The 26229-nt window shown below is 60.2% G+C and carries 24 protein-coding genes; 4 read left to right on the plus strand and 20 right to left on the minus strand.

Annotated features, from left to right (window positions below; all coding sequences use genetic code 11):
* Positions 1 to 243: 243 nt before the first annotated feature.
* The 5 genes from groL to CPA42_RS09465 form a co-directional block, all read right to left on the minus strand.
* Positions 244 to 1839 (minus strand): chaperonin GroEL, encoded by a 1596-nt coding sequence (gene groL / locus CPA42_RS09445; RefSeq protein ID WP_002514777.1) that lies wholly within the window; start codon positions 1837 to 1839, stop codon positions 244 to 246.
* Between the two features lie 11 nt (positions 1840 to 1850).
* Positions 1851 to 2147 (minus strand): co-chaperone GroES, encoded by a 297-nt coding sequence (gene groES, locus CPA42_RS09450; protein WP_002514778.1) that lies wholly within the window; start codon positions 2145 to 2147, stop codon positions 1851 to 1853.
* 205 nt (positions 2148 to 2352) lie between these two features.
* Positions 2353 to 3342 (minus strand): LppM family (lipo)protein, encoded by a 990-nt coding sequence (locus CPA42_RS09455; protein WP_002519621.1) that lies wholly within the window; start codon positions 3340 to 3342, stop codon positions 2353 to 2355.
* 119 nt (positions 3343 to 3461) lie between these two features.
* Positions 3462 to 4256, minus strand: a complete 795-nt coding sequence (locus CPA42_RS09460) for an LppM family (lipo)protein (RefSeq protein ID WP_002516001.1) — start codon at positions 4254 to 4256, stop codon at positions 3462 to 3464.
* A 4-nt stretch (positions 4257 to 4260) separates the two neighbouring features.
* Positions 4261 to 5460, minus strand: a complete 1200-nt coding sequence (locus CPA42_RS09465; RefSeq protein WP_002516058.1) for a THUMP-like domain-containing protein — start codon at positions 5458 to 5460, stop codon at positions 4261 to 4263.
* 103 nt (positions 5461 to 5563) lie between these two features.
* Between CPA42_RS09465 and CPA42_RS09470 the strand changes: the two genes are divergently transcribed.
* Entirely contained in the window at positions 5564 to 6142 is a 579-nt protein-coding gene (locus CPA42_RS09470) for a hypothetical protein (protein ID WP_002516044.1), read from the plus strand.
* 26 nt (positions 6143 to 6168) lie between these two features.
* Here CPA42_RS09470 and CPA42_RS09475 read toward each other — a convergent pair whose 3' ends face one another.
* The 8 genes from CPA42_RS09475 to tsaE form a co-directional block, all read right to left on the minus strand.
* Positions 6169 to 6921 carry an ABC transporter ATP-binding protein gene (locus CPA42_RS09475; RefSeq protein WP_002515960.1) on the minus strand — a complete coding sequence of 251 codons (753 nt, stop codon included), beginning with the start codon at positions 6919 to 6921 and terminating at the stop codon, positions 6169 to 6171.
* The gene (locus tag CPA42_RS09480) at positions 6918 to 7997 is read right to left on the minus strand and encodes a FecCD family ABC transporter permease (RefSeq protein ID WP_002514784.1); all 1080 of its coding nucleotides are present in this window, start codon (positions 7995 to 7997) and stop codon (positions 6918 to 6920) included. The genes CPA42_RS09475 and CPA42_RS09480 overlap by 4 nt, the downstream gene beginning before the upstream one ends.
* Positions 7998 to 8019: 22 nt before the next feature.
* Positions 8020 to 9189 (minus strand): ABC transporter substrate-binding protein, encoded by a 1170-nt coding sequence (locus CPA42_RS09485; protein ID WP_002515968.1) that lies wholly within the window; start codon positions 9187 to 9189, stop codon positions 8020 to 8022.
* Between the two features lie 124 nt (positions 9190 to 9313).
* Positions 9314 to 9805: an NUDIX hydrolase gene (locus tag CPA42_RS09490; RefSeq protein ID WP_002514786.1), complete on the minus strand. Its 492-nt coding sequence runs from the start codon at positions 9803 to 9805 to the stop codon at positions 9314 to 9316.
* 113 nt (positions 9806 to 9918) lie between these two features.
* Positions 9919 to 10962, minus strand: a complete 1044-nt coding sequence (tsaD, locus tag CPA42_RS09495; protein WP_002516076.1) for a tRNA (adenosine(37)-N6)-threonylcarbamoyltransferase complex transferase subunit TsaD — start codon at positions 10960 to 10962, stop codon at positions 9919 to 9921.
* Positions 10955 to 11422 (minus strand): ribosomal protein S18-alanine N-acetyltransferase, encoded by a 468-nt coding sequence (gene rimI, locus CPA42_RS09500; protein ID WP_002519623.1) that lies wholly within the window; start codon positions 11420 to 11422, stop codon positions 10955 to 10957. Before rimI ends, tsaD begins: the two co-directional genes overlap by 8 nt.
* Complete coding sequence (tsaB, locus tag CPA42_RS09505; RefSeq protein WP_002516067.1) at positions 11422 to 12081, minus strand: tRNA (adenosine(37)-N6)-threonylcarbamoyltransferase complex dimerization subunit type 1 TsaB; 660 nt, start codon at positions 12079 to 12081, stop codon at positions 11422 to 11424. Before tsaB ends, rimI begins: the two co-directional genes overlap by 1 nt.
* Complete coding sequence (gene tsaE, locus CPA42_RS09510; protein WP_024513578.1) at positions 12081 to 12974, minus strand: tRNA (adenosine(37)-N6)-threonylcarbamoyltransferase complex ATPase subunit type 1 TsaE; 894 nt, start codon at positions 12972 to 12974, stop codon at positions 12081 to 12083. The genes tsaB and tsaE overlap by 1 nt, the downstream gene beginning before the upstream one ends.
* 211 nt (positions 12975 to 13185) lie before the next feature.
* Between tsaE and CPA42_RS09515 the strand changes: the two genes are divergently transcribed.
* Complete coding sequence (locus tag CPA42_RS09515) at positions 13186 to 13866, plus strand: HNH endonuclease family protein (RefSeq protein ID WP_002519624.1); 681 nt, start codon at positions 13186 to 13188, stop codon at positions 13864 to 13866.
* A gap of 9 nt (positions 13867 to 13875) precedes the next feature.
* Here CPA42_RS09515 and CPA42_RS09520 read toward each other — a convergent pair whose 3' ends face one another.
* The 4 genes from CPA42_RS09520 to CPA42_RS09540 form a co-directional block, all read right to left on the minus strand.
* Complete coding sequence (locus CPA42_RS09520) at positions 13876 to 15351, minus strand: DEAD/DEAH box helicase (RefSeq protein WP_002519625.1); 1476 nt, start codon at positions 15349 to 15351, stop codon at positions 13876 to 13878.
* Positions 15327 to 15791 (minus strand): hypothetical protein, encoded by a 465-nt coding sequence (locus tag CPA42_RS09525; protein WP_002519626.1) that lies wholly within the window; start codon positions 15789 to 15791, stop codon positions 15327 to 15329. The genes CPA42_RS09520 and CPA42_RS09525 overlap by 25 nt, the downstream gene beginning before the upstream one ends.
* Before the next feature lie 538 nt (positions 15792 to 16329).
* Positions 16330 to 18669, minus strand: coding sequence for an ABC transporter permease family protein (locus tag CPA42_RS09535; RefSeq protein WP_002515993.1), 2340 nt, complete (start codon positions 18667 to 18669; stop codon positions 16330 to 16332).
* Positions 18669 to 19364 (minus strand): ABC transporter ATP-binding protein, encoded by a 696-nt coding sequence (locus CPA42_RS09540; RefSeq protein ID WP_002519628.1) that lies wholly within the window; start codon positions 19362 to 19364, stop codon positions 18669 to 18671. The genes CPA42_RS09535 and CPA42_RS09540 overlap by 1 nt, the downstream gene beginning before the upstream one ends.
* 593 nt (positions 19365 to 19957) lie before the next feature.
* On the opposite strand from CPA42_RS09540, the gene CPA42_RS09550 reads away from it, so the two are divergent.
* Positions 19958 to 21097, plus strand: a complete 1140-nt coding sequence (locus CPA42_RS09550; protein ID WP_002516016.1) for a glycosyltransferase family 4 protein — start codon at positions 19958 to 19960, stop codon at positions 21095 to 21097.
* 43 nt (positions 21098 to 21140) lie between these two features.
* Here the strand turns inward: CPA42_RS09550 and CPA42_RS09555 are convergent, their stop codons facing one another.
* The 3 genes from CPA42_RS09555 to glmS form a co-directional block, all read right to left on the minus strand.
* Positions 21141 to 22586 carry an NAD(P)H-hydrate epimerase gene (locus tag CPA42_RS09555; RefSeq protein WP_002516059.1) on the minus strand — a complete coding sequence of 482 codons (1446 nt, stop codon included), beginning with the start codon at positions 22584 to 22586 and terminating at the stop codon, positions 21141 to 21143.
* A 90-nt stretch (positions 22587 to 22676) separates the two neighbouring features.
* Positions 22677 to 23024, minus strand: a complete 348-nt coding sequence (locus CPA42_RS09560) for a holo-ACP synthase (RefSeq protein ID WP_002516024.1) — start codon at positions 23022 to 23024, stop codon at positions 22677 to 22679.
* Positions 23025 to 23133: 109 nt separating this feature from the next.
* The gene (gene glmS, locus CPA42_RS09565; RefSeq protein WP_002515975.1) at positions 23134 to 24981 is read right to left on the minus strand and encodes a glutamine--fructose-6-phosphate transaminase (isomerizing); all 1848 of its coding nucleotides are present in this window, start codon (positions 24979 to 24981) and stop codon (positions 23134 to 23136) included.
* 175 nt (positions 24982 to 25156) lie between these two features.
* Here glmS and CPA42_RS09570 point away from each other — a divergent pair, with 175 nt between their 5' ends.
* Complete coding sequence (locus CPA42_RS09570; RefSeq protein ID WP_002519630.1) at positions 25157 to 26176, plus strand: esterase/lipase family protein; 1020 nt, start codon at positions 25157 to 25159, stop codon at positions 26174 to 26176.
* Positions 26177 to 26229 lie beyond the last annotated feature (53 nt).

A 26229-nucleotide genomic window follows, 5' to 3' on the forward strand; every position in this document is an offset into this window, starting at 1 on the left:
TCTGGAAACCGGGTTGGTACGGACTGCTCACGATCTAACTCCAAATATGCACTGCGGGATGACTCGTACGCCATCACCAATGCCAATCTCGACGGGGAAAAGGTATCCCCCCCCCCCCCCGATGGACTTGTCCAGTCTTTCGAGTTAATCCGCTCAATACTTCCGTTTCTTTGTGACAAACATCAACCCAGATATGGTGAGGGCCCCGAACCACGACGGTCCGGGGCCCTCGACGCGACGAGGTCACTTGTCCTCGTTGTCCTCCTCGGGCTTATCGACGACGAGGGTCTCTGTCGTCAGGAGCAGCGAGGCGATAGAAGCGGCATTGGCCAGGGCCGAACGGGTCACCTTGAGAGGGTCAATGACGCCGTCAGCGATGAGGTCCACGTACTGTCCGGTCTTGCCGTTGTAACCGTGTCCGGGCTCCATCTCAGCAACCTTGGAGACGATCACGTAGCCGGGCTCGCCACCATTCTCGGCAATCCAGCGCAGCGGCTCACGAACGGCCTTAGCGACAATCTGCACGCCGGCCTTCTCGTCACCCTCGAGGTGGAGATCCCCGTCGAGCACATGGGCAGCGTGGATAAGGGCAGAGCCGCCGCCGGCGACGATACCCTCCTCGATGGCTGCACGGGTCGCGGAGACAGCGTCCTCGATGCGGTGCTTCTTCTCGTTGAGCTCGACCTCTGTGGCCGCACCCACACGAATGACGCACACACCACCAGCGAGCTTGGCGATACGCTCCTGGAGTTTCTCGCGGTCCCACTCGGAGTCCGAGTTGTCGTACTCAGCACGCAGCTGGATGACGCGACCCTCGACGTCGGCCTTATCACCGGCGCCGTCAACGATGGTGGTGTTGTCCTTGGTAACGACAACCTTCTTGGCACGGCCCAGAACCTCGAGGCCCACCTGGTCGAGCTTGAGCCCAACCTCGGGAGCGACGACCTGACCACCGGTGAGAGTGGCGATGTCCTGCAGCATTGCCTTGCGGCGGTCACCGAACGCCGGAGCCTTGACTGCCACCGAGCTGAAGGTACCGCGGATCTTATTGACGACGAGGGTGCTCAGAGCCTCCCCGTCAACGTCCTCGGCCACGATAAACAGGCTGCCGTGGGCGGCAATAACCTTCTCCAGCAAGGGGAGCAGGTCGTTCATCGACGAGATCTTGCCGGAGTGAATGAGGATGTAAGGATCCTCAATCACAGCCTCCATGCGGTCCTGGTCGGTGACCATGTAAGGCGACAGGTAACCCTTGTCGAACTGCATGCCCTCGGTGAAGTCAAGCTCAGTGCCGAAGGTCTGCGACTCGTCGACGGTGATAACCCCGTCCTTACCAACCTTGTCGAAGGCCTCAGCGATGAGGGCGCCGATGGTCTCGTCACGGCTGGAGATGGTGGCAACGCTGGCCATGTCCGAGGTGGTGTCGATGGCGCGCGAGATAGAGCGGAGCTCCTCCACAACGGCGTCGACAGCCTTCTCGATACCGCGCTTGAGGCCGACCGGGTTTGCCCCAGAGGCCACAGCGCGCAGCCCCTCGTGGACGAGAGCCTGGGCTAGCACGGTAGCGGTGGTGGTTCCATCACCGGCCACGTCGTTGGTCTTAGTGGCGACCTCCTTGGCGAGCTGGGCGCCAAGATTCTCATACGGATCAGTGAGGTCGACCTCCTTGGCGACGGTCACACCGTCGTTGGTGATGGTCGGGGCTCCCCACTTCTTGTCGAGGACAACATAACGGCCCTTAGGACCGAGGGTCACCTTGACGGTGTCGGCGAGAGTGTCGACACCGCGCTCGAGGGAGCGACGGGCCTCCTCGTCAAACTGAAGTTGCTTAGCTGCCATGTATCAGCGCCTCACTTCTCGACGACGGCGAGGATGTCACGGGCGTTGAGGAGCAAGTACTCCTGACCGTCGTACTTGACCTCGGTGCCGCCGTACTTGGAGAAGATGACGACGTCACCCTCCTTAACATCCATGGGAACACGGGTGCCCTTGTCGTCGACGCGACCGGGGCCAGCGGAGATGACCTTGCCCTCCTGCGGCTTCTCCTTAGCGGTGTCCGGAATGACGAGCCCGGAAGCGGTGGTCTGCTCGGCCTCGAGAGGCTGGACGAGGACGCGGTCCTCGAGCGGCTTGATCGTGGTTGCCACGTCAAGACCCCTTTCTACTGAAGACGGATTATGTCGTTGTCTCTCGCCAGGGGTTGCGAGCCCCGAGCGCGACGGGCCGTCGGCGTCGCGGGTGCCTCAGGTCCGTTGGCACACTCACCACGAGAGTGCCAACCACGAAAGTACACCCGGAGTTGGCACTCAGGCAACGGGAGTGCCAGAAATGCCCCGGCAAAAGTCAGCAACCTCAGTAAGAGCCGTGGTTCTTCCAGAAGTCATCAGGGTCTGACGGGGGCTGCTGACCCGGCTGCGAGCCCTGATTAGGGATCGGGTTCTGGCCGGTCTGAGACGCACTCGTCGCGCCGCCCGAGACATGACCTAGAGGCTGATTGCCCCAGAGCTGACCCGGCTCCTGTTGCCTCGGATCCTGGTAAGGAGGCTGCGCGTAGGGGTCGCCCTGGTAAAGCTGACCGTTCCACTGCTGCAGCTGCCCCTGTGGCTGTCCGTCACCTGGGTACTGCATGGTCCACGGAGCACCACCATTCTCCGGTTGTCCTGCCTTCTGTCCCTTTTTCTTGTTAAGGATGACCACAACAACGCCGACAATGGCCAGGACGGCGACGGCGACAATGATCCAGACCCAGATCGGTATGCCGTTGGAGCGCTTGCTCGTCACGGTCAGCCCCGAACTGGAGAACAAATCGCTCGGATCGGTCCAGGTAACGGTGTTCCCATCGACCTTGCTCGATCCAGAATGGCTGAGGACCTTGCCCGGGAAGGTCACAGACACCTTAAAGTCGCTGAACATACTCGCGTCAGGAGTACGGTCGGAGCGCCCGCTATCGCGGAACAAGTCCGAGGTCATCTTGAAAGACACCTTGTTTTTGTCGAAGGTGATCTGCATGCCATCCTCTTTGTTGAGATCAGCAGCGGTGGTCTCCCCGGCAATGATGCACCCGATGTAACTATTGTCCTCGAACTTCTCGACCGTGCCGTCCGAGCCGGTACCGGCGGACCCCTTCGAGTTGTTGCAGTCGGAAAACTCAGAGGCGAGGGAGCCAGCCGACGTACTGGCTATTGACTTGGAGACACCAACCGTACTTTTGAGGTGGACGTGATTCTCATCCTTGATCTCCATGGCAGTATCAAATTTTGCGCACCCGGCAAGCAGTAAGAGGGGCGCGATAATCAAAACGAGACAGCGTCTCATATGACGCGAAACATTCAGCATGAGCATATAAAACCACGAACGGGAGCGGTAGGGGTAACTTCCGTACAAATGTGCTGACAGTTTCTCAACTACCCAAGGCGCACGGAATGCCTAGAACCAGTAGCTAGGCCCCGCGCAAACCTCCATTAGCATCCCGGCGCTGCGTCCCCATCACGCGGGCGGGCCCACCACCTCCTATTAATGATCATTGCAGCCACAGCACCACCAATAGCCAGCATCACCAACGCACCAATACCCCACACCCAGCCGGGCAGGCCGCCCTGGCTCTTGCCCGACGCCGTCAACCCATCTGGGGAAAGAAGATCGTTGACGTCAGTCCACGTCACAGTGCCCCCGTCAACTTTGCTCGATCCAGAATGGCTAAGCACCGTGCCGGGAAAAGTCACCGACACCTTAAAATCGCCGATGCCAGCCATGTCACCGACGCCAGAAGAATTAACACCTGGCACGAAATCAGACAAAGCCGATCTGTCAAGATGAAACCGAATTATCTCGTCGTCGAAAGTGATGCCGATTGGGCCATTTTCTTTGTGCCCTCTAAACACATCTGCGGGCGGATTCGCAACGCTACGAGGCCAACCTGACTGAACGGTGATATCGGTTGCCGTCATGGTGCCAGTGACCGTGCAGCCGACATACGTACCGTCGTCGAATGGCTTAACCTTCGCTTTACCAGTCAGGCTGGCATTCGGTGGAGTCAACTCGGAACAGCCGCGAAGCCGCTTGGCAAATCCTTCAGACTGACCACTTCCATCCCGACCAAAGCTAGATTTGAGGACTCCGAAGGCGACGGTGACGTCAATATGGTCTTCGTCCCTAATAACGAAGCCAGCATTGAACTCCCCACAGCCGGACAGCAGGACGAGCGGAGCCAGCAACAAGGCAAGGAAGTATGTCGCTGGGCGCCGTATGGTCAACATGGATTCATGACATCACATCTGAGCTTGCTCCGAACAGGCCGCATGGCAGTCTCACGCGATCACATACCAGCGCCTTGGTTCTTCCGGTCGTCGGGGTGCATATGACCGTCACGCGATTCGGCCCCGAAAGCTTAAGCTTGCGTCGCCATGTAACAGGGTCTACGTCGACACCGCGTTTCTTGATCTCCACCGTTCCGACGTGGTGATGATGAACCCAGGAACGCAACGCTCTGACGTCAAAGGGCAGGACCTCTTTGACCGCAAACCATGTCAGCCACGGCGAGGCAACGGGTTCTTCTGCAGTGAGATAGGCGATACCCTCCGACACCGCGTGCAACGATCCATCGATCGCCGAGAGGCTGCCAGCGCGGATTGCTGCTGGGTGAGGCTCAGCCACGAAAGGGCCAAGTTCACCAGGTGCAGGGGTAGGACACCTACCGGGGAGTTCTTCTATACCCGTAGGACCAACCAGCACTGCTCGATCCGCCGCCCGCTGGTCCTCAAATCCAGACCACACCGTCGCCTCAACCAGGTCTCCACGATGTCCGACATACGTGACGGGGAGGTCTGGCAGCTGCGAGCGGTCGACGCCAGGCCCTAGCTTGACGACCGCAGGCACCGATTCAAGCACTGTCATAACAAATGGCCATGGCGGCTGCACATCTTCTAACCGCCAAGTTCGCCCCCTGCCCGTGCGCCGAGCCGGATCGAGCATGACAACTGTGTCGCCATGAGCCCGGAAGTCAGCGAAGACCGCCATAGCGTCAGCACACATCACGTGCGCTTCGGGCAGATTGTGGCGCGCTAGCTCAGCTGTTACCGGATCGACCTCGACGGCTGTCACCTCGAGGCCAGCATCAAGACATGCCCGCGCATCCGCCCCGCAGGCGCATCCAAGATCGACGACGTGGGTAAATCCGGCTTCTTTGAGGCGATGTGCACGCCACCGCGATACATCTCCACGGGTGGCCTGCTCTAGACCGTCACGGGTCCACAACATTGACGCTGCAACCGGCCCAATTTTCGCAACAGCCCGACGCCTCAGACTGATTTGGTCTAGTACCGCTGCGGCAAGATCGCCATCTATCTGTTGACGCAACCTGGTGGCAGCCAACAACGAGTCGGGATCAGCTTCAGCACCCGCTAAGTCAAGAGCTTTGCGCCCCTCGCTACTAACCAGACGCCGTGCCACGGTGTAATCCACGTTGTCACCCTAGACGTACTTTCTGACAGTGTGGGTAGAATCTTCGGTCGAGACATTGCATTCGCATTCACCGCTTTCTATACGAGGAGCAACCAGTACCGTCGTGGCCGTCACCACCTACGAGAATCGATCAAGATTTACCCAGCGCCTGCAGTCCCGGGGGTCAAAGAACACGACTTCCGGGGGAGATCCGTCGCGCCGTTCAGCAGGGTGGTACATCCACCATTTCATCGGTTCGGCATTCCAGTTGGGCGCCATGGCGACGACCTATTACGCGTCGCGCACCGAGCCTCTCAACTGGGACGCCCACACGAACATCAGCTGGGCGCTGCTCTTTATTGCGATCATCGTGATTCCCGGCTTGTTGACCTTTGTGGAATCCTTCGTTGAACCGGACGGTTCTGGGCAGGACGTCGTCGCTGGGGTCACCATCATGCTGGCTCTCGGCGGGATTATCACGATGGGGGTCCTCGCGGATACCCCAATCGTGACAACACCGGTACCGTTCTCGATCCTGTTGCCGGTAAGCCTCGCGCTCACAGCCATTGCCCCATGCAGCCTGCCAGGGAGCAACCCTCGAGCAGACAGTATGTTTACGGAAACTCACTACGGAGCGTGGAGTTCTCGCTGGGTGGCTCCGGTGGTTTGCCTCATTCTGTGTATCGTCAGGCTAGCCAGCTGACCAAGATAACGCCCGCAATTGACGGATTACGCGGTTACCACTGGACGAACGACGGGGATGCCGTCGTCGCTGAGCACCCGGGCACGGAGCCCATAGACGCGCTCCAACACGTCCGGGGTGAGGACTTCCGAGGGTGATCCTTCGGCATGCACCCCGCCCTCGTGTAACAACACCAGGCGGTCACAATAACAGGCAGCCAGATTCAGGTCGTGGAGGGCGACGATTGCCATCCTGTGCCCGCTGTCAACGGCTCTGCGCACTAGGCGCAACACCTCGATCTGATTGTGCAGATCTAATGCAGAGGTGGGCTCGTCGAGCAGCAAGACCTGAGGATCTCGAACTACCATCTGCGCCAACGCCACCAATTGCCGTTGTCCGCCAGACAGCTGGGAAATGAAGCGGTGGGCGATATGGGCAATACCGACGCGCTCCAAGACATGAGCGGCACGTTCCACCGTCGCTTTGCTCCTGCTGCGAGCCGAGGTCAGGACCGACTCAAGGACGGTCAGGGATGCGGTGGCAAGCACGTCCTGGGGTAGGTAACCCACGACGTCGCGCAGTTGGGCTCCGCTGACATGGCCATCGTCATCGCTGATGATCACCTCTCCCGAGGTAGGGGTCTTCAGCCCGGCGATCGCCTTGATGAGCGTGGATTTTCCCGCTCCGTTGGGTCCGAGCAGCCCAGTGACCGTCCCCCGCTCCAGCGGACCGAGGCTCACCCCGTCGAGTACGTGACGCTGCCCGTAAGACAAGTGCAGGTTAGACAGGCGGATGTTCACGATGCCCCTCCGAAGACACGATGCCGAGTGAGGATGAGGGAAACGAATACTGGCACCCCCACTAGCGCGGTGATGATCCCAATAGGTATCGCCACCCCAGGGATGATGGTGATCGACAGGGCATGGGCGGTGGCTAGTAGGAAGGCCCCAGTAGCTGCGGAGGCAGGCGCGAAGTATCGCTGCTCCTCGCCAACCAGGATGCGGGCGACATGGGGACCGACCAGACCGACGAATCCGATGACCCCAGCAAAGGCGACGGTAACTGCTGCCAGCAGTGACGCCAGAATAAGGATTCGCGACCTCAGCCGGGGCACATTCACCCCCATGGCGGCAGCACGTTCATCTCCGAGTCTCAACGCGGTCAGCTGCCCCGAATGCCTGATCGTGATGGGAATAGCGATAGCCAGGACGGCGGCGATGATGGCATTCGAAGTCCACGTAGCCCGTTGAAAGGAGCCCATCGTCCAGAAGACGATCTGTTGGAGGGCCTCCGGGGTGGCTCGGTACTGCAAGAGCGCCAGGAGCGCATGGAATCCGAATACCAGGGCGATACCAAGCAGGATCATGGACTCCCGGCCATCTTCACGGCGGCGTGAGACAGCGGCAACAATGGCAACCGCAACAAGGGATGCCACTGCTGCGCAGACCGCCACGTTGAATTGGGAATTGGGAATGATCGTCCACCCCAAGACGATAGAGGCGGCCGCCCCAAAAGCCGCTGCTGCAGAGATCCCTAACGTGAAAGGTTCTGCCAGCGGGTTGTCCAGGATGGTCTGCATGTGCGCGCCTGCGAGCGAAAGGCACACCCCAATGAGTACCGCCATCACCGACGACGGAATGCGCAATTGCCACAGCACCATTCTGGTCTGAGCATCCACCGTGGAGGGATTGACCAGTGCTCTCAGCAGCTGGGGAAGAGTGATGTCCACGGGGCCAACCACGATGGTGACTAGGAAAGCAGCCACCGCAATGACCGAAAGCAGGACAATGGCCCAGCGCTTCCAACGGGCACGCCGGTAGTATCCCCTCACCACAGCCACCATTCCGGTGGCAGGATCCTCCCGGGCAAGGGACATGTCAGTGTTACTCACGTCGGATTCACTTCTTCAGCGTGACGAAAAACACGCCGCGGTAGCCAAAAGGCAAGTAGTCCTCATGGAATTTAGCGAAATCCTTCGTTAGGTCGACACCCTTGAATTGTTTCGGATGTTGCCATGCCGCGAACTGCTCAAGTGCGAAAACATTAAAGGGAGAGTCGTAGAACTGATGATAGACGGCATGCAACTTTCCGTCCTTCGGGGCCTTGAGTAAGGAAAATCCCGGGGTCTTGAGCAGGCCAGCCAAGGTCCTCTGTGCATCGTCATCAGTGACGTTATATCCAAGTTCGACGTGAGGAACCGACTCCGGTTTCTTCGGATCCTTAGCCCACGAACCACCGGTGGCGATGATGTGTTCGGGTTGGGTTGCCACAATCTTCTCTGGGGTGACGTCACCTGCAGATGTCCGGAGGAGGTCCGCCCCAAGGTTGTGGCCTCCGGCAGCGGTGATGACGTCGCCCAGATTGAGATTCGCATAGGTGGAGCAACAGTCCTTAAGCCCGGCAGCACGCCACAGAAATGTGCGAGGTTTGTCACTTTCCCGGGAGACTCTTCGTGACACGTCATCAACCTTTGATTGATAGAATTTATTGAATTCCTTAGCTCGGGAAATAGCCTTTCCATCAAAGATTTTACCGAGTGTCGCCATCGATTTCGTGGTGTTTTCTAGAGGCTTCCTGCGGAAGTCGATGAAAACATGGGGAAGCTTGGCTTGGTCCATTTTCTGAAGAAATCCAGCCTTCTCCGCAGCCTCTTTCTGGTCCAGAGTCATGACCACCGCATCGGGCTTGAACGACAGCATATTCTCCACAGTGACGTCCCCCTTCGCGATACTGCCAATCATTGGAAGTTTGCTCACCTGTGGGCGGGCCTGACGCAATGCAGATTCGAAGCTGGGCGCCGCCTTGTGTAAATCAGCGCCGATGGCTACCACATCCTTAGCCGGATTCTCCTTGTTCAGGACACTGGTGGCCATCAGCGCGCGCCCCTCAGCCAAAAGAATGCGCTTAGGTTGGGCGTCAAAGGAAACCGTGCGCCCTGCAACATCGGTGACACTCAGAGCGGGAGTATGGCCACTCGACGCCTTCTCCTGGGCACCACCGGCGCAGGCACCAAGACCTAACGTAAGAGCAATCGTGGCAATGGCGCCGAGAGTTCTTGTGACATTCATGATGGTGGCGGGCCTTCCTGTGGGGGCGTACAGCGTCAATACAAAGTGGGCTTAAGGTTAGCTTTACCTAAGCCTTGGTGCAAGCATGACGCCGCGCATCCACGAAGCCCCCAGCGTCAAAGGTTTACACCGAGTATGACCACCCGGTCGGTCGACCATCGTGATAGGGCAGACAGCCGTGGAACTGCGGAACATCAGGATCAAAAACCAGCGGCAGAAAGTAGCGGTCCCCCTCCCACATCGGTAACTCGTCGAGCGAATCGACGCGCTCCCAGGTCAGTGGCCCCTCTTCATTGGCGTCAGGGATGGCGTCGGCAATGGGATGCCACGAGTCGACGAGGAAGATAAATCCGAAATGGTCTTCACCGTGTCTGCCGAACCCAGGCCAAGAGACAGTGCCACGCAGCCTCATGGCATCGACCTCAATGCGAGCCTCTTCGCGCAATTCGCGCTTCATACCGGCGACAACATCCTCCCCCGGCTCGACTTTGCCACCCAGCCCGTTGTACTTACCGAGCTGCTCATCCCCAGGACGGGCGATGCGGTGCACCATGAGGACACGTTCGCCGTCGGGGTGCATGACGAAACCAAGGGTGGTGAGGATCGGGGTCATCATGGACTAATCCTCCCACCCGGCAGCAAGATCAGATCATGTCCACTTTCGAAGGCATGCGGCACGATCTCGTAGGCGAACTCCAGCGGGTCGCACGTTCACATTCCTACCCCGACTCAGACGAGCACCGTCTCGATGGGCAATCCTGAATCAGCCGAAATATCCATGGCCGACGCAGGCAGCCCCGCCTTGACAACCTGCACACCTAAGGCCGCGATCATGGCCCCATTGTCGGTGCATAGGCCCGGACGCGGCCGTCGCAACTCAACGCCGGCGTCCGCCATCCGCTCAGCAAGCAGAGTCCGCAGACGAGAGTTCGCCGCGACTCCGCCGCCGATGAGGAAGTGAGTGAGGCCATACTCCTGGCACATGTCGACGGCTTTCGCAGTGAGAACGTCGGCAACGGCCTCCTGGAAACTGGCGGCGACGTCAGCGATGCGGAACTCAACTCCGTCACGCTGCTGGGTCTCCACCCACCGACTCACCGCGGTCTTAAGGCCGGAAAAGGAGTAGTCGAAGCGATGTTTAACCATGTCGTGGCGAGCCGTCAGTCCGCGTGGGAAACGAATCGCTGTCGGGTCCCCCTCGGCGGCAGCCTTGTCGATGACCGGCCCACCCGGGTACGGCAGGCCAAGCACGCGGGCCACTTTGTCGTAGGCCTCGCCAGCAGCGTCGTCGATCGTCGAGCCGACCTCAATAATGTCTGTGGCGATGTCGTTTACCCGCAGCAAGCTGGTATGGCCGCCTGAGACGAGCAGAGCCCCACATGGCATCGGCAGCTCACCGTGCTCAAGCAGGTCGACGGCGACATGTCCAGCCAGATGGTTGACGCCGTACAGAGGCTTGTTGAGCCAGCTTGCTAAAGCTTTGGCCGCCGACAGGCCGACGACGAGTGCCCCAACCAGGCCTGGACCGGCTGTCACAGCAATACCGTCGAGCTCGGACAGGTCCACCCCGGCGGTCGAGGCGGCCTTGTCCAACACCGGGACGATGGCCTCCAAGTGGGCTCGGGATGCCACTTCCGGCACGACTCCACCGAAGCGCACGTGCTGTTCCATCGAAGAGGCGACCTCGTTGGCGAGCAAGTCATTGCCCCGAACGATGCCAACTCCGGTCTCGTCGCACGATGACTCGATGCCCAGAATGAGCGGTTCAGACATGGTTCTCCTCGGATGGGGTTGTGGTCTCGGCGCGGGGCAAATCAACGGACATGACGAGGGCGTCGATCCCGCCGCCGTAGTAGTTGGGTCGCTGCGAAATCGTCTCGAAGCCGAAGCGTCGGTAGAGAGAAATGGCCGGGTCGTTATCGCGGCGGACCTCAAGCATCATGGTGTGACACCCCCGGGACGTCGCCCAATCCAGGCCACGGGCGAGCAGTTCGACGGCCAGGCCGCGCCCACGCGCTGCGGGCGCCACCATGATCCGGTCGAGGTCCGCGACGTCGAAACCGTGGAAGGTCGCGACGGCAGCAACCTCGTCATCCCCAGCGACTAAGGTGAGGCGGTGATCAGCCGGGGCGATCCCTTCGGCCCAGGAGGCACGCGACCACGCTGGGTCAAAGCTGGCCTGCTCAACAGCCATAACGGCGTCAAGGTCGGCCATGCGAGCGGGTCTCGTCATCACCTGAGGCCGGGCAGGGTGAGGCGGGTCGGGGTCAAGGTGGCCTTACGCGCCGTCGGAACGGTGGCATCAGGATCGCGCAAGTAGAGCGGCTCCAGCCCGACGTCAGGCATAGCCTGCCACGACGCCGCAAGCACCCCGGCGTCCAGATGCTCAGGCGATCCCGGGGTCGGCGTCAGACCGCGAACCAGACATCCCGGACCACCGATGGGCAGATCCTTCGGCAGGTCCTCAGGGCGAGTGACATTGGGGCCGTCGAGACGATGCCCGGAAGCGTCGTAGCGAGCCCAATACAGCTCATGGCGACGAGCGTCAGTACATACCACGAACTCCCCATCGACCCCAGCCCACTGCCGGGCCAGGATGTCGAGGGAACATACCGGGTGCGGGGTAAGACCGGCCAGGTGTGCCAGTACCCTTCCTGTTGCCACCCCAACCCGCAGGCCGGTGTAGGGGCCAGGGCCGACCCCAATAGCGACCTCTGCGATGTCGGTTAAAGCAATCCCGGCCTCCTCACAGCCGCGATGGATGAGGGGCATGAGCTGCTCAGCATGGGCACGAGGATCGTCGTAGTGCAGGCTGACGAGCACCTCAGATCCACGTGCCAAACCGACGCTGACAGCCGTCGACGTGTCGATTCCCAAGACGATGGTGTTCATCAGTTGTTGTCTCCGGTCTGGTCGGGAGAAATGGTGTCGAGGGGAAGTTCGGACAGCAGCGACAGGTCGACGTCTTGCCAGCGCGGGCCGAAGCCTTCCAAATAAACTACACGGGTCTCGTCGGCAGGGTCCCCGCTGCGACGGATGTCGACGTCGAGGTGGGAGCCACCGAGATCCTCAGCTATGCCAGCTCCCCACTCAATGAGAATAACCGCCTGGTCCATAGTCTCGTCAAGGTCAAGGTCAATGAGCTCGGCGGCCGAGCCGAGACGGTAAGCGTCAACGTGGACTAACCCGGGCCGCCCCTCAGATCCGGCGTGGCGGCGCGCCAGCACGAAGGTCGGGGAGATAACGGGCCCATCGACGCCGAGCCCCCTACCTATCCCCTGCGCCAAGGTGGTCTTACCGGCACCGAGATCTCCGGAGGCCAGCACAATGTCTCCGGCACGCAACTGCGCCGCCAGCGCTGCTCCGAAGGCATGCATAGCCTCAGCGGTGGGAACGACGACCCGGGTGGGTAGTACACGAACCCAGCCACTGTTGTAGTGATAGGCCGGGCCGGGGGAAGCCTTGAGGCCCGAGACGACAAGGACGCGCGACTCCAGCTCCGTAGCGATCTGTTCAGCCCCACCGATGAGGGCTGCAACGACGTCGGCATCGTCAGGGGTAGTCAGGGCCAGATCGGTAACGTCGGCGTGGCCACCGTCATCCACCAGGTGAGCTAGACCGACAATCTGGGAACCGACGCGGGCAACAATGCCGAGACCCTGCGTCAGCCACGTCGAAACAGTCTGTGCCTCGAGATCAAGGGCGCGCGCAAGAGCCGCGGCGTCCTGCGGAACTGCGACGGCAAGTTCCGGGATCGCCTCTTGCGGGCTGGTCTGTTTATCCACGAGAACCCAGGATAGTCGTCGAACCTCACCTCAGCCTCGCCGTCCCAAGTCCTCCGGCAGGCAGCGGGACAGGTGATCCAGCCCAAGCCTTCTCACGAGCCAGACCCGTGGTGTAGCGTCCGCGACTATGCCACCAGCGACGCCACGCTGGCTAACAAAAGCTGTGGGAGGTAACGATATGGCGTCAACGCCGCGACGGAGATGGGCATGGGTGCTGCTGTTGGTCATCGCATCGTTGGTGATCGTCGGGGTGTACCGCAAGGCTGTTCCACAAGAAGGATCGACGGCCTATGGCCAGGCCGCAGAAGCTCTCGGTGACCTCCCTGTCAAGGGACGTGCGCCGATGACCGGCTATTCGCTGGACCAGTTCGGGCCAGCGTGGAGCGACAACTCTGACCCCGCCCTCACCCATCCCTGGGGCCATAACGGCTGCGGTACCCGCGACGACGCCTTGGCTCGCGACCTCGTCGGGGCGAAGCTGAAATCCGGCAGCCGATGTCGAATAGTCTCCGGCGAGTTACACGACCCCTACACGGGACGGACGATACAGTGGAGGCGCGGTCGCAACACTTCAGCTGTGGTACAGATCGACCATGTTGTCGCGCTCGGAAACGCCTGGGTCACAGGGGCTCAGCAGCTGCCCATGGACCGGCGTCAGGCATTAGCGAACGACCCCCTCAATCTGCTAGCCGTCGAAGGACAGGCCAACCAGAACAAGGGGGCCGGGGACGCGGCGACATGGCTGCCGCCACACAAGTCATATCGCTGTGACTACGTGTCTCGCCAAATCGCTGTCAAGCGGAAATACCATCTCTGGGTCACCTCAGCGGAACGCAACGCGATGATTCGGGTGCTCTCGACGTGCCCGAACCATGCGCTGCCCGCCCGGTAAGTGGTCGACTCACCAGGTGTCGTTTCCGGAACGGCCGTATTTAGCCTCAATGTCGCGACGATCGCGGCCACGGAAATTGTGTCCGCGCGAGTCATGCCCACGATCATGGTGATCACGGGAGTCGTGACCGCGATGACGGCCCCCGTCGAATCCACGTCCACCGCGGTTGCGTCCGCCCTTGCCACGACGAGGCTTTCCGTCACGAGCCTTCTTGCCGCGCTGCTGCTTGGGAGCGACGAGAGCCTCGTAATCCTTCTCGTCAATAGGAGCGCCCAGGGCCGGGCTGCAACCGGCCACCTCGGCAACGTGGTCGTCGCCACGCGTGACCTGGGCCTCTACCGGCTTCACCCCGGCTTGACGGTACAAACGAGCCATTGTGCGACGCTGATGCGGCAGGACAAGAGAGACGACGGCCCCGTCGTGTCCGGCGCGAGCGGTACGGCCGGAGCGGTGCAGGTAGTCCTTGAAGTTCATCGGCGGATCGACTTGCAACACCAGAGTGACGTCATCGACGTCAATTCCTCGGGCCGCGACGTCAGTGGCAACCAAGACCGGCAGGGAACCGTCCTTGAATGCCGCCAACACGCGGGCACGGGCACCCTGGGTCAGGCCGCCGTGCAGAGCACCAGCCATGACGCCGGCCTCACGCAGTTGCTCGGCCATCCGGGAGGCACCTCGCTGGGTTCGAGCAAAGACGATGGTGTGGCCGCTACGGTTAGCGATCTCGCACATCAGCCCGACCTTCTCGTGAGGCTTGATCTGGAAAGCGTGATGGGTCATCGTCGCGACCGATCCCTTGTCGGGGTCGACCTCGTGGATAACCGGCTCGTGCATGTACCGCCTAACCAACTTGTTAACGGCACCGTCGAGGGTGGCAGAGAACAGCAGGCGCTGCCCGTCAGCGGGAATGGCATCGAGGATCGAGCCAACGGCCTCCATGAATCCCAGTTCAGCCATGTGATCGGCTTCGTCGAGGACAGTCACGGCGACACCGGAAAGGTCGGCGTCACCAGTCTCCAAGAGGTCGACCAGACGCCCCGGGGTGGCGACAACAAGGTCGACTCCCCTCTTAAAAGCCTTGGTCTGCGGGCCGTAGCTCATACCACCCGCGATGAGGATGGTCGATAGCCCCATTGAGGACGCCAGCGAGGACAGCACGTCGGCAATCTGCATGGCCAGCTCACGAGTGGGAGAAAGGATGAGAGCTCGAGGCCGGTTATCCTCACGCGGGGTGGCCGACAGGCGCGACAGCAGCGGGACACCAAAGGCCAACGTCTTACCCGAACCCGTTGAGGCGCGGCCCAACACGTCACGCCCAGCGATGGCGTCGGGGATGGCGGCGATCTGGATGCGGAAGGGATCGGTAATGCCAGTCTTGGCCAAAGCAGCAACGATCTCGTCGGGCACGCCAAGGGCCGAGAAACCGCCCTCGTGATCAATACCGGTGACGTCGAGATCGGTCAGCTCAGTGGCCTCCCAATCCATATTGTCGTCGTCGTGGTCGTCACGGGACCAGTCGTCGCGGCGGTGATCCGAGCGGTCTGGCCAGCGGTCATCACGGCGATCATCGCGCCAGCTGTGACGGTCCTCACGCCAGTTTCGGGAGTCCCGGCGGTCGAAGTCACGGCCGCCATTACGGCGATCCCAGTGGTCATCGCGGTCGCGCCGCTGTCCACGACGGTCCTCGCGCCAATCGTCACGGTCCCATGACGATCCGCGGCGGTCGTCACGCTTCCAATCACGATTAGCGTGGTGGCCCGGTCGACGCGATTTGTGGGAGCGGAACTCGCCGTCATCGGGCCACCTGCGGTCGTCGCGACGATCCCAGTCACGGCGGTCGTAACGACGGTCCTGACGGCCATCAGACCACTCATGGTTGCGTCGATCCTGGGAAAAACGGCGGTCTCTGCTACCGCCAGCGTCATCGCGACGCACGTCTTCCCGGGGAGTCCATGCCTCGAAGTTACGACCCCGGGAATCGGTGTGCCCGTTGCGGACACCTCCCCTAGTACGTGGCTTGTGCCCGCGGGCAGCTCGCTCAGCTGCGGTCCAGCGGCGCTTCGGGCTGCCGTCAGCCTTGAAAGATTTGGGATTGCGTTTTTTGTTGCTCAATGGGGTGTTCCCTCATGGTCAGCGGACTCCTCGGCCAGGGGCGACCGGCATCACTGCACACAAACGGCGCAGTGCCACTAACGGGGGTCGCGGAATCTGACCGCAGCACGCCGAACCCAAAGCGGGTCTCGGTGATGGAATCCTGGATGGCTGTCTGTCTCGATGGCTGGGCGAAATAGCTGCCGTGCAGGTGAATGCAATAGAACCGGAGCCGGTAACCCCGCCACGCCCTCAAGGCGCATCGAGCAACTGAAACGCATCATAGGCTCGAACGAATCGGGCCGTCGCCAACGTCAGCACTCTACCCAAAAAGGTCGTATCGACGAAATCGACCGCATTCCTCAACGAACGTCAGTCGCTGATGGTCGTGTTCCACGAGTAGGGCCGGTGGATCGTGGCACCGAGGGTGGAACCAACCATGACCGATCCCACGAGCGCAGCCACAACCCACCATCCGCTGTGAACCAGATCCATCGTGCCGGACATGATTCGACTGGTAGCCAGCAAGGCGAGCAGCGATCCTATCGTGCCAGCGATGACCGCGACGACACACGTCATGGCGACCTCGAAGAAGATCACACCGTCCACCCAGCGCGGTGTCAGTCCGAGGCGTCGCAGGTGCGCAGTGAGTCGCCTCTGCGCCAAACGCTCGTCTCGGGCCAGGGAGCCAGCCATGATGACCGTCATCATGGTGAACAGCCCGGTAGCGACGAGGGTCGCCGCGGGTAAGGGAACCTTGGGCGCCATTCGTGGGGCCATGACATAAGACGGGTCAATGTGGTGCGTCGTAGCCCAGTGGTAGGCGGTGTCCTCCTGATTTGGGCTCAGGCCGACATATAAGAATCCCCTGCTCACCGACGAGTCACTGGACTTAGCTGGTGGGGTATACCCATGCCCGATGACCTTAATCTGGCCAAGCCAGCCAAGATCTCTGGGCACAGTGATTTCGGTGCTGGAGGCCTGCTCATCGGTAGTGACCCGCAAACTTCCGGCCGTTTGCAACTGACGACGCTGCCTATCAGTCAGGGGAAAAATACTGGCGACGTCGTCGACGTTGTGAAAGGCCCACCACGCCACAGAATTGCCAGCGCGGTCGTCGCTAGAACCGTATGTCATCGGCACTTTACGGGCACCGTGCAAGTCGTCGTCGAACTGCTTGACGAGATTGCCGGGCAGGGAAGGGGAGAACCCCGGCTCTGCCAGAAAGTAGGCCATACCGTGCGGGATACCCGTGGAACTAGTGGCATTCATCTGTGCGAACAGTGAGGCGACAATAAGCAGACCTGTCGCAGTAGCGGCAACAAGCCCTGCCGTGAGCCCTGCGAACAGTCCGTGCCATGAACCCCGAGAGCGAAGGGCACGAGACGCGGCGAGCCTGCGGCCCGGTGAAACGTCGCGTCCTGAGACCAAAGCTAGTAACCACGGTGTCACCAGTCCTGCCGCCAACGACGAGAGCGCGGAAACGATGGCCACCGAAATCAGCGAGACTTTCGCTGCCACTGAAGCCCATACCAAGAGGGCGCAGGCCACGATAGCGCCACTCCATGCCAACAGACGAGCCATTTTCACATTGATGCGTTTGCCATGAACCTTGCGTTCCCGCTGACTGCTCGGGGTAACCATGACGACGGCGGTCACGATGGCGGCACCCAGGCAGGTGACAGCGCTCATAGTGGGTGATGAGACAGGTGACAGCGGGTTATCGGAGAAACGGGCCAATAATGGCCGAATAGCTATGACGAGCAGCTCACCAGTAACAAGGCTTGCTGCCGCAGTAGCCATGCTCATGAACAATGTGACGACTCGCAGCGACAGAGCTAGTTTGCGACGCGGCACGCCCATGGCAGTAAGAGGTGCGATGATTCGGCGCGCCGACGTTGTGGCGGCCGCAGCAGCCAAACCCGCCCCCAAGCCGGCGACGAGAAACCAAGCCAGATACTGCTCGACGATTTTCTTTCCAGATAGCGGTGCAAATTCCTTGGAGAGGAGTTGCTCCCTCGTTGTACATGCATCAGAATCGAGAGGATCGGAGCCCAAATCGTCATTAACCTTGCTGCACGTTCCAGCTGAATCAGACGAGGTAAAGAAAATAAGATAGTTTCCACTCAACCCAGATATTTTAGCCTGTTTTTGAGTCAGAGGCCACGCCTGCCATGTTCCAGAGCGAGCCAGAATTTCACGAGAAGACTTATCGAACGTTGCCCCAACTGTTCCGACGATAGTGAGATCGTAGTTCCCAGGCTCCAGGACGAGCTTATTCTTGCCACCGATCCCTTGCCTCAGGGATGGAGTAACAACAATTTCAGAGGGTTTTGTAGGCCATTTTCCAGAGATTAAAGCGTATCTTCCCTTAGTATTGATTCCCGGCATGCTGGATTCCTGATAGAGAACCTCCTCAGGCAATCCCTTCACGGAAACTTGAGTTTCGAGATATGGATTGATTTGGCGGACTTTCCATCGATTAATAGGCACGGTAGGAGATGACGACCCAGCAAGAACTGAAAATCCTGGACTTACCAAGCCATCGGCTGCCCCGAGCGTCGATGTCACCGATTGTTCCGGACTCAGGTTGATGGAACGATTCACCCCGAGGCTGACGGTCATGATAAGTAAAGCAACAGCCATAGGAACCATGCGCAACCAGCTTTTCCGGGAGCGCAACATCAAGGCAGCCAGATTCCACACCCACATCAGCAGGAATCCTCCAAGTGACCATCGACCAATTCGCAGGATCGGTGCGCATATTCCTTGGCTGTAGGGTCATGAGAAGAGAGCACGACGGTGCGACCCTTCTCATCTTCAGCAAGTGCGCGCAGCAGTTCAAAGACCATCTGGGAATTGCGCCGATCGAGCTGGCCAGTAGGCTCATCGGCTAGCAGTATTGGACGGTCTCCAGCTATGGCGCGGGCTATCCCGACCCGTTGGGCTTCACCACCGGATAGCTGTCGAGGATAGCGATCCTGGAGGTGGGCGATCCCAACCCGTTCGAGAGCCTCGATCGCCATAACGCGGGAACGAGAGCCGAATCCACGAACTCGAAGAATGAGTTCGACATTCTCCCGAACCGTGAAATCGACGATGAGGGAGTGCTCTTGGAAGATCATTCCGATGCGATTAAGGCGAATATCGTCGCGCTCGGACGTCGACAGGGAATAAATGTCGCTACCTTCAACGAACACCGTTCCCGAGGTCGGCTTCAGTAAGCCTGACATGATGTTGAGCAATGTCGTCTTCCCTGATCCGCTCACCCCATGCAGCAGGGTCATTACCCCAGGCTGCATGGAGACGGTGACGTCATCCAGAACGAGATTGCGATTGTGCGTGGTCGAGAAATTGTGAGATACCCCCGATGCGACGATTGATCCACCGCCAGCACTAACCTCCATGACGATGGCGGTGGATCGATCCAAGGGAGACCGCCGACTCAACACCCGCGCCCAAGAGCGAAGGATGATGCCTGATTGTCGTCATACCACCAGAAATAGGGGTCATCAGTCTTGGGGCTATAATCCCAACAATGACCTCTTTGATGTGCATCGTACCAAAATGCAGCTGACCAGTTCGTGTGATTCTTCACCGAACTCAGTGTATCATTGTTACCCTTGCTAATATTCCAACTTCCAGTCGTTGTTCGATATCCGATACGCGCCTTGTAACCTGGCTCAGCGAATAGCTCAAGGCTACTTGAATGAGCCACAGAGGGCGCGACAGCAAAACTCCCCCTAACATGACAATGAGGACTCCTACGCTCACTAATTTGGGCAATCGAATCATGATGACTCCTCGTTGAGTAGGTTGTGGATATTCGCAACCTGACAGACAGCTGCCGTTAAGATAACCTACGCATATCTGACGTGGCAAAGGACGACCAGGCTCACACAACGTCCCCGCGAACCGCAGGTGATCTCGTCACCCCGAGTTCACCACCCCGACACCGCGACCCCGCCAAGATGTCGCGTGTCCCGGTTACCATGAAGTTGTGCGTGTTGCGATCATCACGGAGTCATTCCTGCCCCAGGTCAACGGGGTGACGAACTCAGTACTGCGGGTTCTGGAGCACCTTAGCGCCCATGACCACGATGCCATCGTGCTCGCCCCCGGTGATGCCCAGACCCCACACGAGTACGCCGGATTCCCCGTCATTCCGTTAGCCTCCCTGCACTGGCCGGGTTACCAAGACGTCCGTGTCTCCACTAGCCCGCAGTGGACGATGGAACGTTACCTATCGGAGTTCGAGCCTGACGTCGTGCATCTGGCCGGACCATTCATGATTGGGTATAAGGGCGCCATGGCGGCAGCCTCCCTCAGGATACCTATAGTGGCGATCTATCAGACCGATATCCCCTCCTACGCGGGCCGCTACGGGCTGGGCAAGCTCGAGTTCTACGGCTGGTACCGCGTGCGTCAGATTCACTCCCTCGCTGTGGCGACTTACGCACCCTCCACCTTCTCCCGCGACCAACTCGTCAGCCATGGCGTGCCCCGGGTAGACATCTGGGGACGTGGCGTCGACAAGGTGCGATTCCATCCGTCAAAGCGCTCCCAACAACTGCACGATGAATGGGCTCCCAACGGCGAGGTAGTCATCGGATACATGGGGCGTCTAGCTGCCGAGAAACGGGTCGCCGATATGACCAACCTCGCTGACATCCCCAACACCAAGCTCGTCATCGTCGGAGATGGCCCGGCTCGCGCCGAGGTGGAAAAGCAGCTTCCTCATGCTGTTTTCACCGGCGGTCTCGGCGGGGAGGACCTCCCCCGTGCCGTCGCCAGCATGGATGTGTTTTGCTCGACGGGCGAACTCGAGACCTTCTGCCAGGCTGTCCAGGAGGCCAAGGCCTGTGGCCTCCCAGTCATTAGCCCGCGCAAGGGCGGTCCCATCGACCTCATTGACCCGTCTCGCACGGGATGGCTTTACGAGCCTGGCGATATGACCGACTTCCGCTCTCGCGTCGTCGATCTCGTCGGTGACGACTACAAGCGACACGCCATGGGCATAGCAGCACGAGCGTCGATCGAGAACCGCACCTGGGAGAACCTGTGCGCCGAACTCGTCGAGCACTACAAAGAAGCAATTCGGCTAGCTGGACGCTCAACGAGGATTCGTGCAGTCCTCTGACACCCCTTTTGGACGTCCCGGTCTGGTGCGAAACCGGGGCTCATCAGCGTGACAGAACCGTTGTGACGGTTCCGGGCAGCAATTCGGCAATTTGGTCCGGAGCGTACGGCCCTGGCATTGAAATAGCCGTGGCGGCTTGCATTCCGGCGGCGCATAGAGCCGCGTCGTCAGCAGGTAGTCCGGCGGCCATGAGAGTGCCGCACATTCCGGCCAAAACGTCACCAGACCCACCTTGAGCGGTCCATGCGGGACCAGGAAGAGCGGCACGAACGCCCCCGTCAGGACGGGCAACCCATTGGATAGAGCCTTTCAGCAGGACGGTCGCGCCGAACCGCTGAGCGGCACGGACAGCCGAGCCTCGCGGATCGGCTACTACCTGACTGCGCTCTATCCGCAGCATTCGGGCCAGCTCCCCAGCATGGGGCGTAAGTAGACATCCCTCCGGCAACTCTGCCGGGAGGAGGGCCAGGGCATCAGCGTCGATCACCATGGGGACGCCTTCAGCCGCCCGTTGACTAAATCGGTCGGCGTTGCCATCGTGAGTGCCCCAACCAGACCCGATAACCCAGGACTGAACGCGACCCTCACCAATAACAACGGATGGAGCCCGGCTCAGAATGAAAGCCATGATGGCACTTGGCCCAGAAAACCGCACCATTCCCGGGCCAGTGCGCAACGCTCCGAGAACGCCGAGCACAGCAGCCCCCGGGAACTTCTCGGATCCGGTATCGATGCCGACAACCCCGCGAGAGTACTTGTCGTCAAGCGCGCCAGGTACCGGCCACAGCGACGCCATCTCGGCGAGGTCGCAATACTCATCGACATCATCGAGACACTCGCCATCATCGTCGACAAAGTCGAGGCCGATGTCATGAACCTCCAACTCTCCGCAATAGCGGGCGGCCGGGTGAGCAATATGGCACCACTTGAGGCTGGAAAAGGTTATGGTGTATGCGGCGTGAACACAGGACTCCACCTCACCAGAATTCGCATCTAGGCCCGATGGTAGATCGACCGCGAGCACTGGGATCTGGCGAGCACGCAACCAGGTGTCGATTCGCTCTAGAGACTGCGGAATACCTGGACGGCCTCCAATGCCGAGAACAGCGTCAATCGCGAGATCGTACGAGTGACTGGTGACCTCTCCGAGTGAGACACGGATGCAACCAGCGTCGAGCGCGGCAGCCATGCCAGCCTCGTGCGGTTGGCCCATGACCTGAGCGAGTTCGACCCGCCACCCGCGCTGGGCCAAAGCCGCAGCTGCGAACAGCCCGTCACCGCCGTTATTCCCACCACCAACGAGAACGAGAACACACTGGGACGCTGCCCAATCAGGCATGATCTCATCGACGGCTCCGCCCAGCAGAAGCTCCTGAGCTTTTCGTGCGACGGCCTGAGCGGCAATGTCCATGAGGTCTTGTCCCGGGTGGGCATCACACCACCTCTGCTCAGCTGCTCGGGTGGCCTCGGCGGTACAGACACTTGCCATGACGATCCCCCTTCAGCCCCGCCCGGGGCTCTCGCTGCAGATTGGTATTCATTCAACCACGATGACAAGGGCGGGATGGGGAGGCGCGACTTAACCTTCGCAGAACACCATCGCCACCGCGACACCGGCATCGTGGGTCAGTGAGAGATGAACCCTACGCACACCCAACTCCTCGGCGCGTCGAGCCAGCGATCCACGAAGTTCGAACCTCACAGCTTCACCGTCAGTGACCACCTCGCAGTCTTGCCAGGAGAGTCCTTCTCCTCCACCCAACGCCTTGTACAGGGCCTCCTTAGCGGCAAATCGGGCAGCCTGAGAGCGCGCCGGCATCACAGCCTCAGTATGAGTGAGCATCTTGCGGACCATCCCCGGGTGGCGTTGTACAGCAGCCTCCCACCTGGAGATGTCGCAGACGTCCACCCCGATTCCGATGATCATAGGGTCAAGATTAGGGGTCCGGTCAGTTCCGAGCACCTGGCGACTGCCGCCCGACGTACGAACGGCACATCACCAAAGGTGTCCCCGGGGGCACCTAGTCTGAGTGAGCTCACTCCACCGTGACGGACTTGGCCAGATTCCTTGGCTGGTCAACGTCATGACCCTTGGCGGTGGCCAGTTCACAGGCAAAAGCCTGCAATGGCACTGCGGCTACCAACGGTTGGAGCAGGGTCGAGCAAGCCGGAAGCCCGACGAAGGTGTCAGCGTACGGTTTGACGTCGTCGTCCCCTCGCTCGGCAAGCACGATCGTCCTAGCGCCACGGGCACGGATCTCCTGGATGTTCGAGACCACCTTGTCATGAAGCTGATCTCGCCCCTTCGGTGGCACAACGACGAAGACCGGGGTGCCCTCCTCGATGACGGCTATGGGGCCGTGCTTGAGCTCGCCAGCAGCAAAACCCTCGGCATGCATATAGGCGATCTCCTTGAGCTTGAGAGCACCCTCAAGGGCCACTGGGTAACCGACGTGGCGCCCAAGGAAGAACACCGCTTCCTCTTCTTTCGCCATCACACGAGCCAACTCATAAACCGGTTCGATCTCGTCGAGAACTTCCTGAATCTTGCCAGGCATCTGGTCGAGCTCAGACATTACGCCGCGGATTTCGTCTCCGTACTTCATGCCACGCACCTGAGCCAAGTAGAGGCCCAGCAGATAGCAGGCGACCACCTGGGTGAGGAACCCCTTGGTTGAGGCCACGCCAATCTCGGGGCCAGCGTGGGTGTAGATAACAGCATCGGACTCGCGGGGAATCGTCGCGCCGTTGGTGTTGCAGATCGCGATGACCTTGGCATGCTGCTCACGAGCATGTCGGATGGCCATGAGAGTATCGGCCGTCTCACCAGACTGGGAAACTGTCACGACGAGCGTCATCGGGTCGATGATCGGGTCGCGGTAGCGGAACTCACTGGCCAGATCGACCTCGCACGCGACCCTCGTCCAGTGCTCGATGGCGTACTTGGCAACCATGCCGGCGTAATACGCCGACCCGCATGCGACGACCACAATTTTGTTGATGCGGCGCAACTCCTCCGGCGAGATATGCACTTCGTCAAGGACTAGATCACCACGGTCGGACCAGCGGCCCAATAACGTGTCGGCCACCGCACGTGGCTGCTCGAAGATCTCCTTGCGCATGAACCAGTCGTGACCCTGCTTCTCAGCTGCTGACAGGTCCCAGTCGACGTGATAAGGGCGGGCCTGGCTGGGGTTGCCCTCGAAGTCAGTGACGGTGACCCCGTCGGGGGTGAGCACAACAATCTGGTCCTGGCCCAGTTCGAGGGCCTCGCGGGTGTGCTCGATAAACGCTGCGACATCAGAGGCTAGGAAATTCTCTCCCTGCCCCAGCCCGACGACGAGCGGAGAGTTGCGACGAGCGGCCACCACTGTGTCAGGGGCGTCCGGGCTGACGGCCACCAGTGTGAAAGCTCCTTCGAGTCGTGACGCCACCGCCCCCATGGCCTCTGTCAGCGAGGACCTTCGCTGCATCTCCAAAGCGAGCATGTGAGCGGCAGTCTCGGTGTCAGTCTCCGACGAAAAAGTGATGCCCTCGCTCTCAAGCTCAGCGCGCAGCGCGGCGAAGTTCTCGATAATGCCGTTGTGAACGACTGCGACGCGGCCGTCGAAGGACATGTGGGGGTGGGCGTTCTCGTCAGTGGGAGCGCCGTGGGTGGCCCACCGAGTGTGACCGATACCTTGAGTGGACTCTGGGAGCGGATGGACTGCCAGCTCCTCTTCGAGGTGAGTTAGCTTGCCCGACTTCTTGGCTCGGTACAAGTTTCCGTCCGCCACGACCGCCAACCCGGCCGAGTCATATCCTCGGTACTCAAGACGCCGGAGCCCGTCGATGATGACGCGTTCAGCCTGCCGATGGCCGCAATAACCAACAATTCCGCACATGGCAAGAAACGTACATGAATCATGAGCGTTCCGCGACTTGAAACGCCTGAACGTTTGAACAACACCTCGCACGACCATTTGCACGTATGCGCTACTTCGCTATCTGAAGCCTCACGTGACCCCGACGATTCATAGCGTCAAACTCACATCCTGCATCGACGCATATGGAGAAAACATGAAAAGATCGAAAAGGATTGCAGCAGCCCTGACCTCGCTGACGACCATCGTGGCAACCGCCTTCGCGACCATCTCGGCAGCCCCGGCGCACGCCGCTGACAGCGACACTTCAGTTCCGCCGGAAATAACTATGCCCGGCAGTCCGGACGGTATTCCATCTGCCGGCAACGGCCCGATCAAACTGTTCACCTATCCTGCTTCTGTTTATGCCTTAGCCCACCCTGGCACCAACCCGCAGGGGGCCAACAATTTCAGCTGCAAACCGCGCGAAGGTCAGAACCCCGTCGTCCTGCTTCCCGGCACCAATTCCGACGCCTATGCGTCATGGTCGATGTACGCGCCGAAGCTCACCAAACTCGGCTATTGCGTCTTCTCCCCCAACTTCAACGGGCTCAAGCTGCTGCCAAACTTCGCCTATACCGGTGATATCCGCGTCTCTGCGAAGGCCGTCTCCGGCTTCGTTGACCGTGTCCTCACGGCCACCGGATCCAAAAAGGTCGACCTCATCGGGTGGTCCCAGGGTGGCGGCCCGCTGCCGAATTACTACATCACCAAACTCGGCGGTGACAAAAAGGTCAGCAAGCTCATCGCCCTTGCCCCGTCGAATCACGGCGTCGGACCCCGAGCCGTCTCAAGGTTCGTGAACGAGTCCATCTCTGAGGCAAAACACAAGAAGATCGAGGCCACCTTCGCCAAAGCCCACATCGCCAGCTATGAGCAGCAACTCGGCTTCTCCAACTTCAACAAGGAGCTCTATGGCAACGGTCCGGTGACACGCCCCGGCGTCAAGTACACAGTCATCGAAGGCCGCTACGACGACGCGGTCGTGCCATTCACCAACGCTTTCTTGAACGAGCCTGGTGTCAAAAACATCCTCGTTCAGGACACCTGCCGGAACGATCACGCCAGCCACGTCAATTTCACCTATGACGTAAACGTCTACCAGATGGCCGTTAATGCCCTGGATCCTGATCACGCACAACCAGTGACATGCGTATTCCAGCCGTTCATCGGCTAATCACCTGATACCGCCCCAACCCGACTGTGGGGCCTTCATATCGAAGGCCCCAC

This window comes from Cutibacterium acnes, assembly GCF_003030305.1.
GTDB classification, from domain to species: domain Bacteria; phylum Actinomycetota; class Actinomycetes; order Propionibacteriales; family Propionibacteriaceae; genus Cutibacterium; species Cutibacterium acnes.

Coding starts and splice junctions, on each gene's coding strand:
- tsaD (WP_002516076.1), bottom strand. CDS start 10,962: ATGTCTGAACCGCTCATTCTGGGCATCGAGTCATCGTGCGACGAGACC.
- CPA42_RS09540 (WP_002519628.1), bottom strand. CDS start 19,364: ATGGAGGTTAGTGCTGGCGGTGGATCAATCGTCGCATCGGGGGTATCT.
- CPA42_RS09490 (WP_002514786.1), bottom strand. CDS start 9,805: ATGATGACCCCGATCCTCACCACCCTTGGTTTCGTCATGCACCCCGAC.
- CPA42_RS09485 (WP_002515968.1), bottom strand. CDS start 9,189: ATGAATGTCACAAGAACTCTCGGCGCCATTGCCACGATTGCTCTTACG.
- glmS (WP_002515975.1), bottom strand. CDS start 24,981: ATGTGCGGAATTGTTGGTTATTGCGGCCATCGGCAGGCTGAACGCGTC.
- CPA42_RS09570 (WP_002519630.1), top strand. CDS start 25,157: ATGAAAAGATCGAAAAGGATTGCAGCAGCCCTGACCTCGCTGACGACC.
- CPA42_RS09555 (WP_002516059.1), bottom strand. CDS start 22,586: ATGGCAAGTGTCTGTACCGCCGAGGCCACCCGAGCAGCTGAGCAGAGG.
- CPA42_RS09460 (WP_002516001.1), bottom strand. CDS start 4,256: ATGTTGACCATACGGCGCCCAGCGACATACTTCCTTGCCTTGTTGCTG.
- CPA42_RS09455 (WP_002519621.1), bottom strand. CDS start 3,342: ATGCTCATGCTGAATGTTTCGCGTCATATGAGACGCTGTCTCGTTTTG.
- CPA42_RS09520 (WP_002519625.1), bottom strand. CDS start 15,351: ATGGATTGGGAGGCCACTGAGCTGACCGATCTCGACGTCACCGGTATT.
- CPA42_RS09560 (WP_002516024.1), bottom strand. CDS start 23,024: ATGATCATCGGAATCGGGGTGGACGTCTGCGACATCTCCAGGTGGGAG.
- groL (WP_002514777.1), bottom strand. CDS start 1,839: ATGGCAGCTAAGCAACTTCAGTTTGACGAGGAGGCCCGTCGCTCCCTC.
- tsaB (WP_002516067.1), bottom strand. CDS start 12,081: ATGAACACCATCGTCTTGGGAATCGACACGTCGACGGCTGTCAGCGTC.
- CPA42_RS09480 (WP_002514784.1), bottom strand. CDS start 7,997: ATGTCCCTTGCCCGGGAGGATCCTGCCACCGGAATGGTGGCTGTGGTG.
- CPA42_RS09525 (WP_002519626.1), bottom strand. CDS start 15,791: ATGACGCTGGCGGTAGCAGAGACCGCCGTTTTTCCCAGGATCGACGCA.
- rimI (WP_002519623.1), bottom strand. CDS start 11,422: ATGACGAGACCCGCTCGCATGGCCGACCTTGACGCCGTTATGGCTGTT.
- CPA42_RS09535 (WP_002515993.1), bottom strand. CDS start 18,669: ATGTGGGTGTGGAATCTGGCTGCCTTGATGTTGCGCTCCCGGAAAAGC.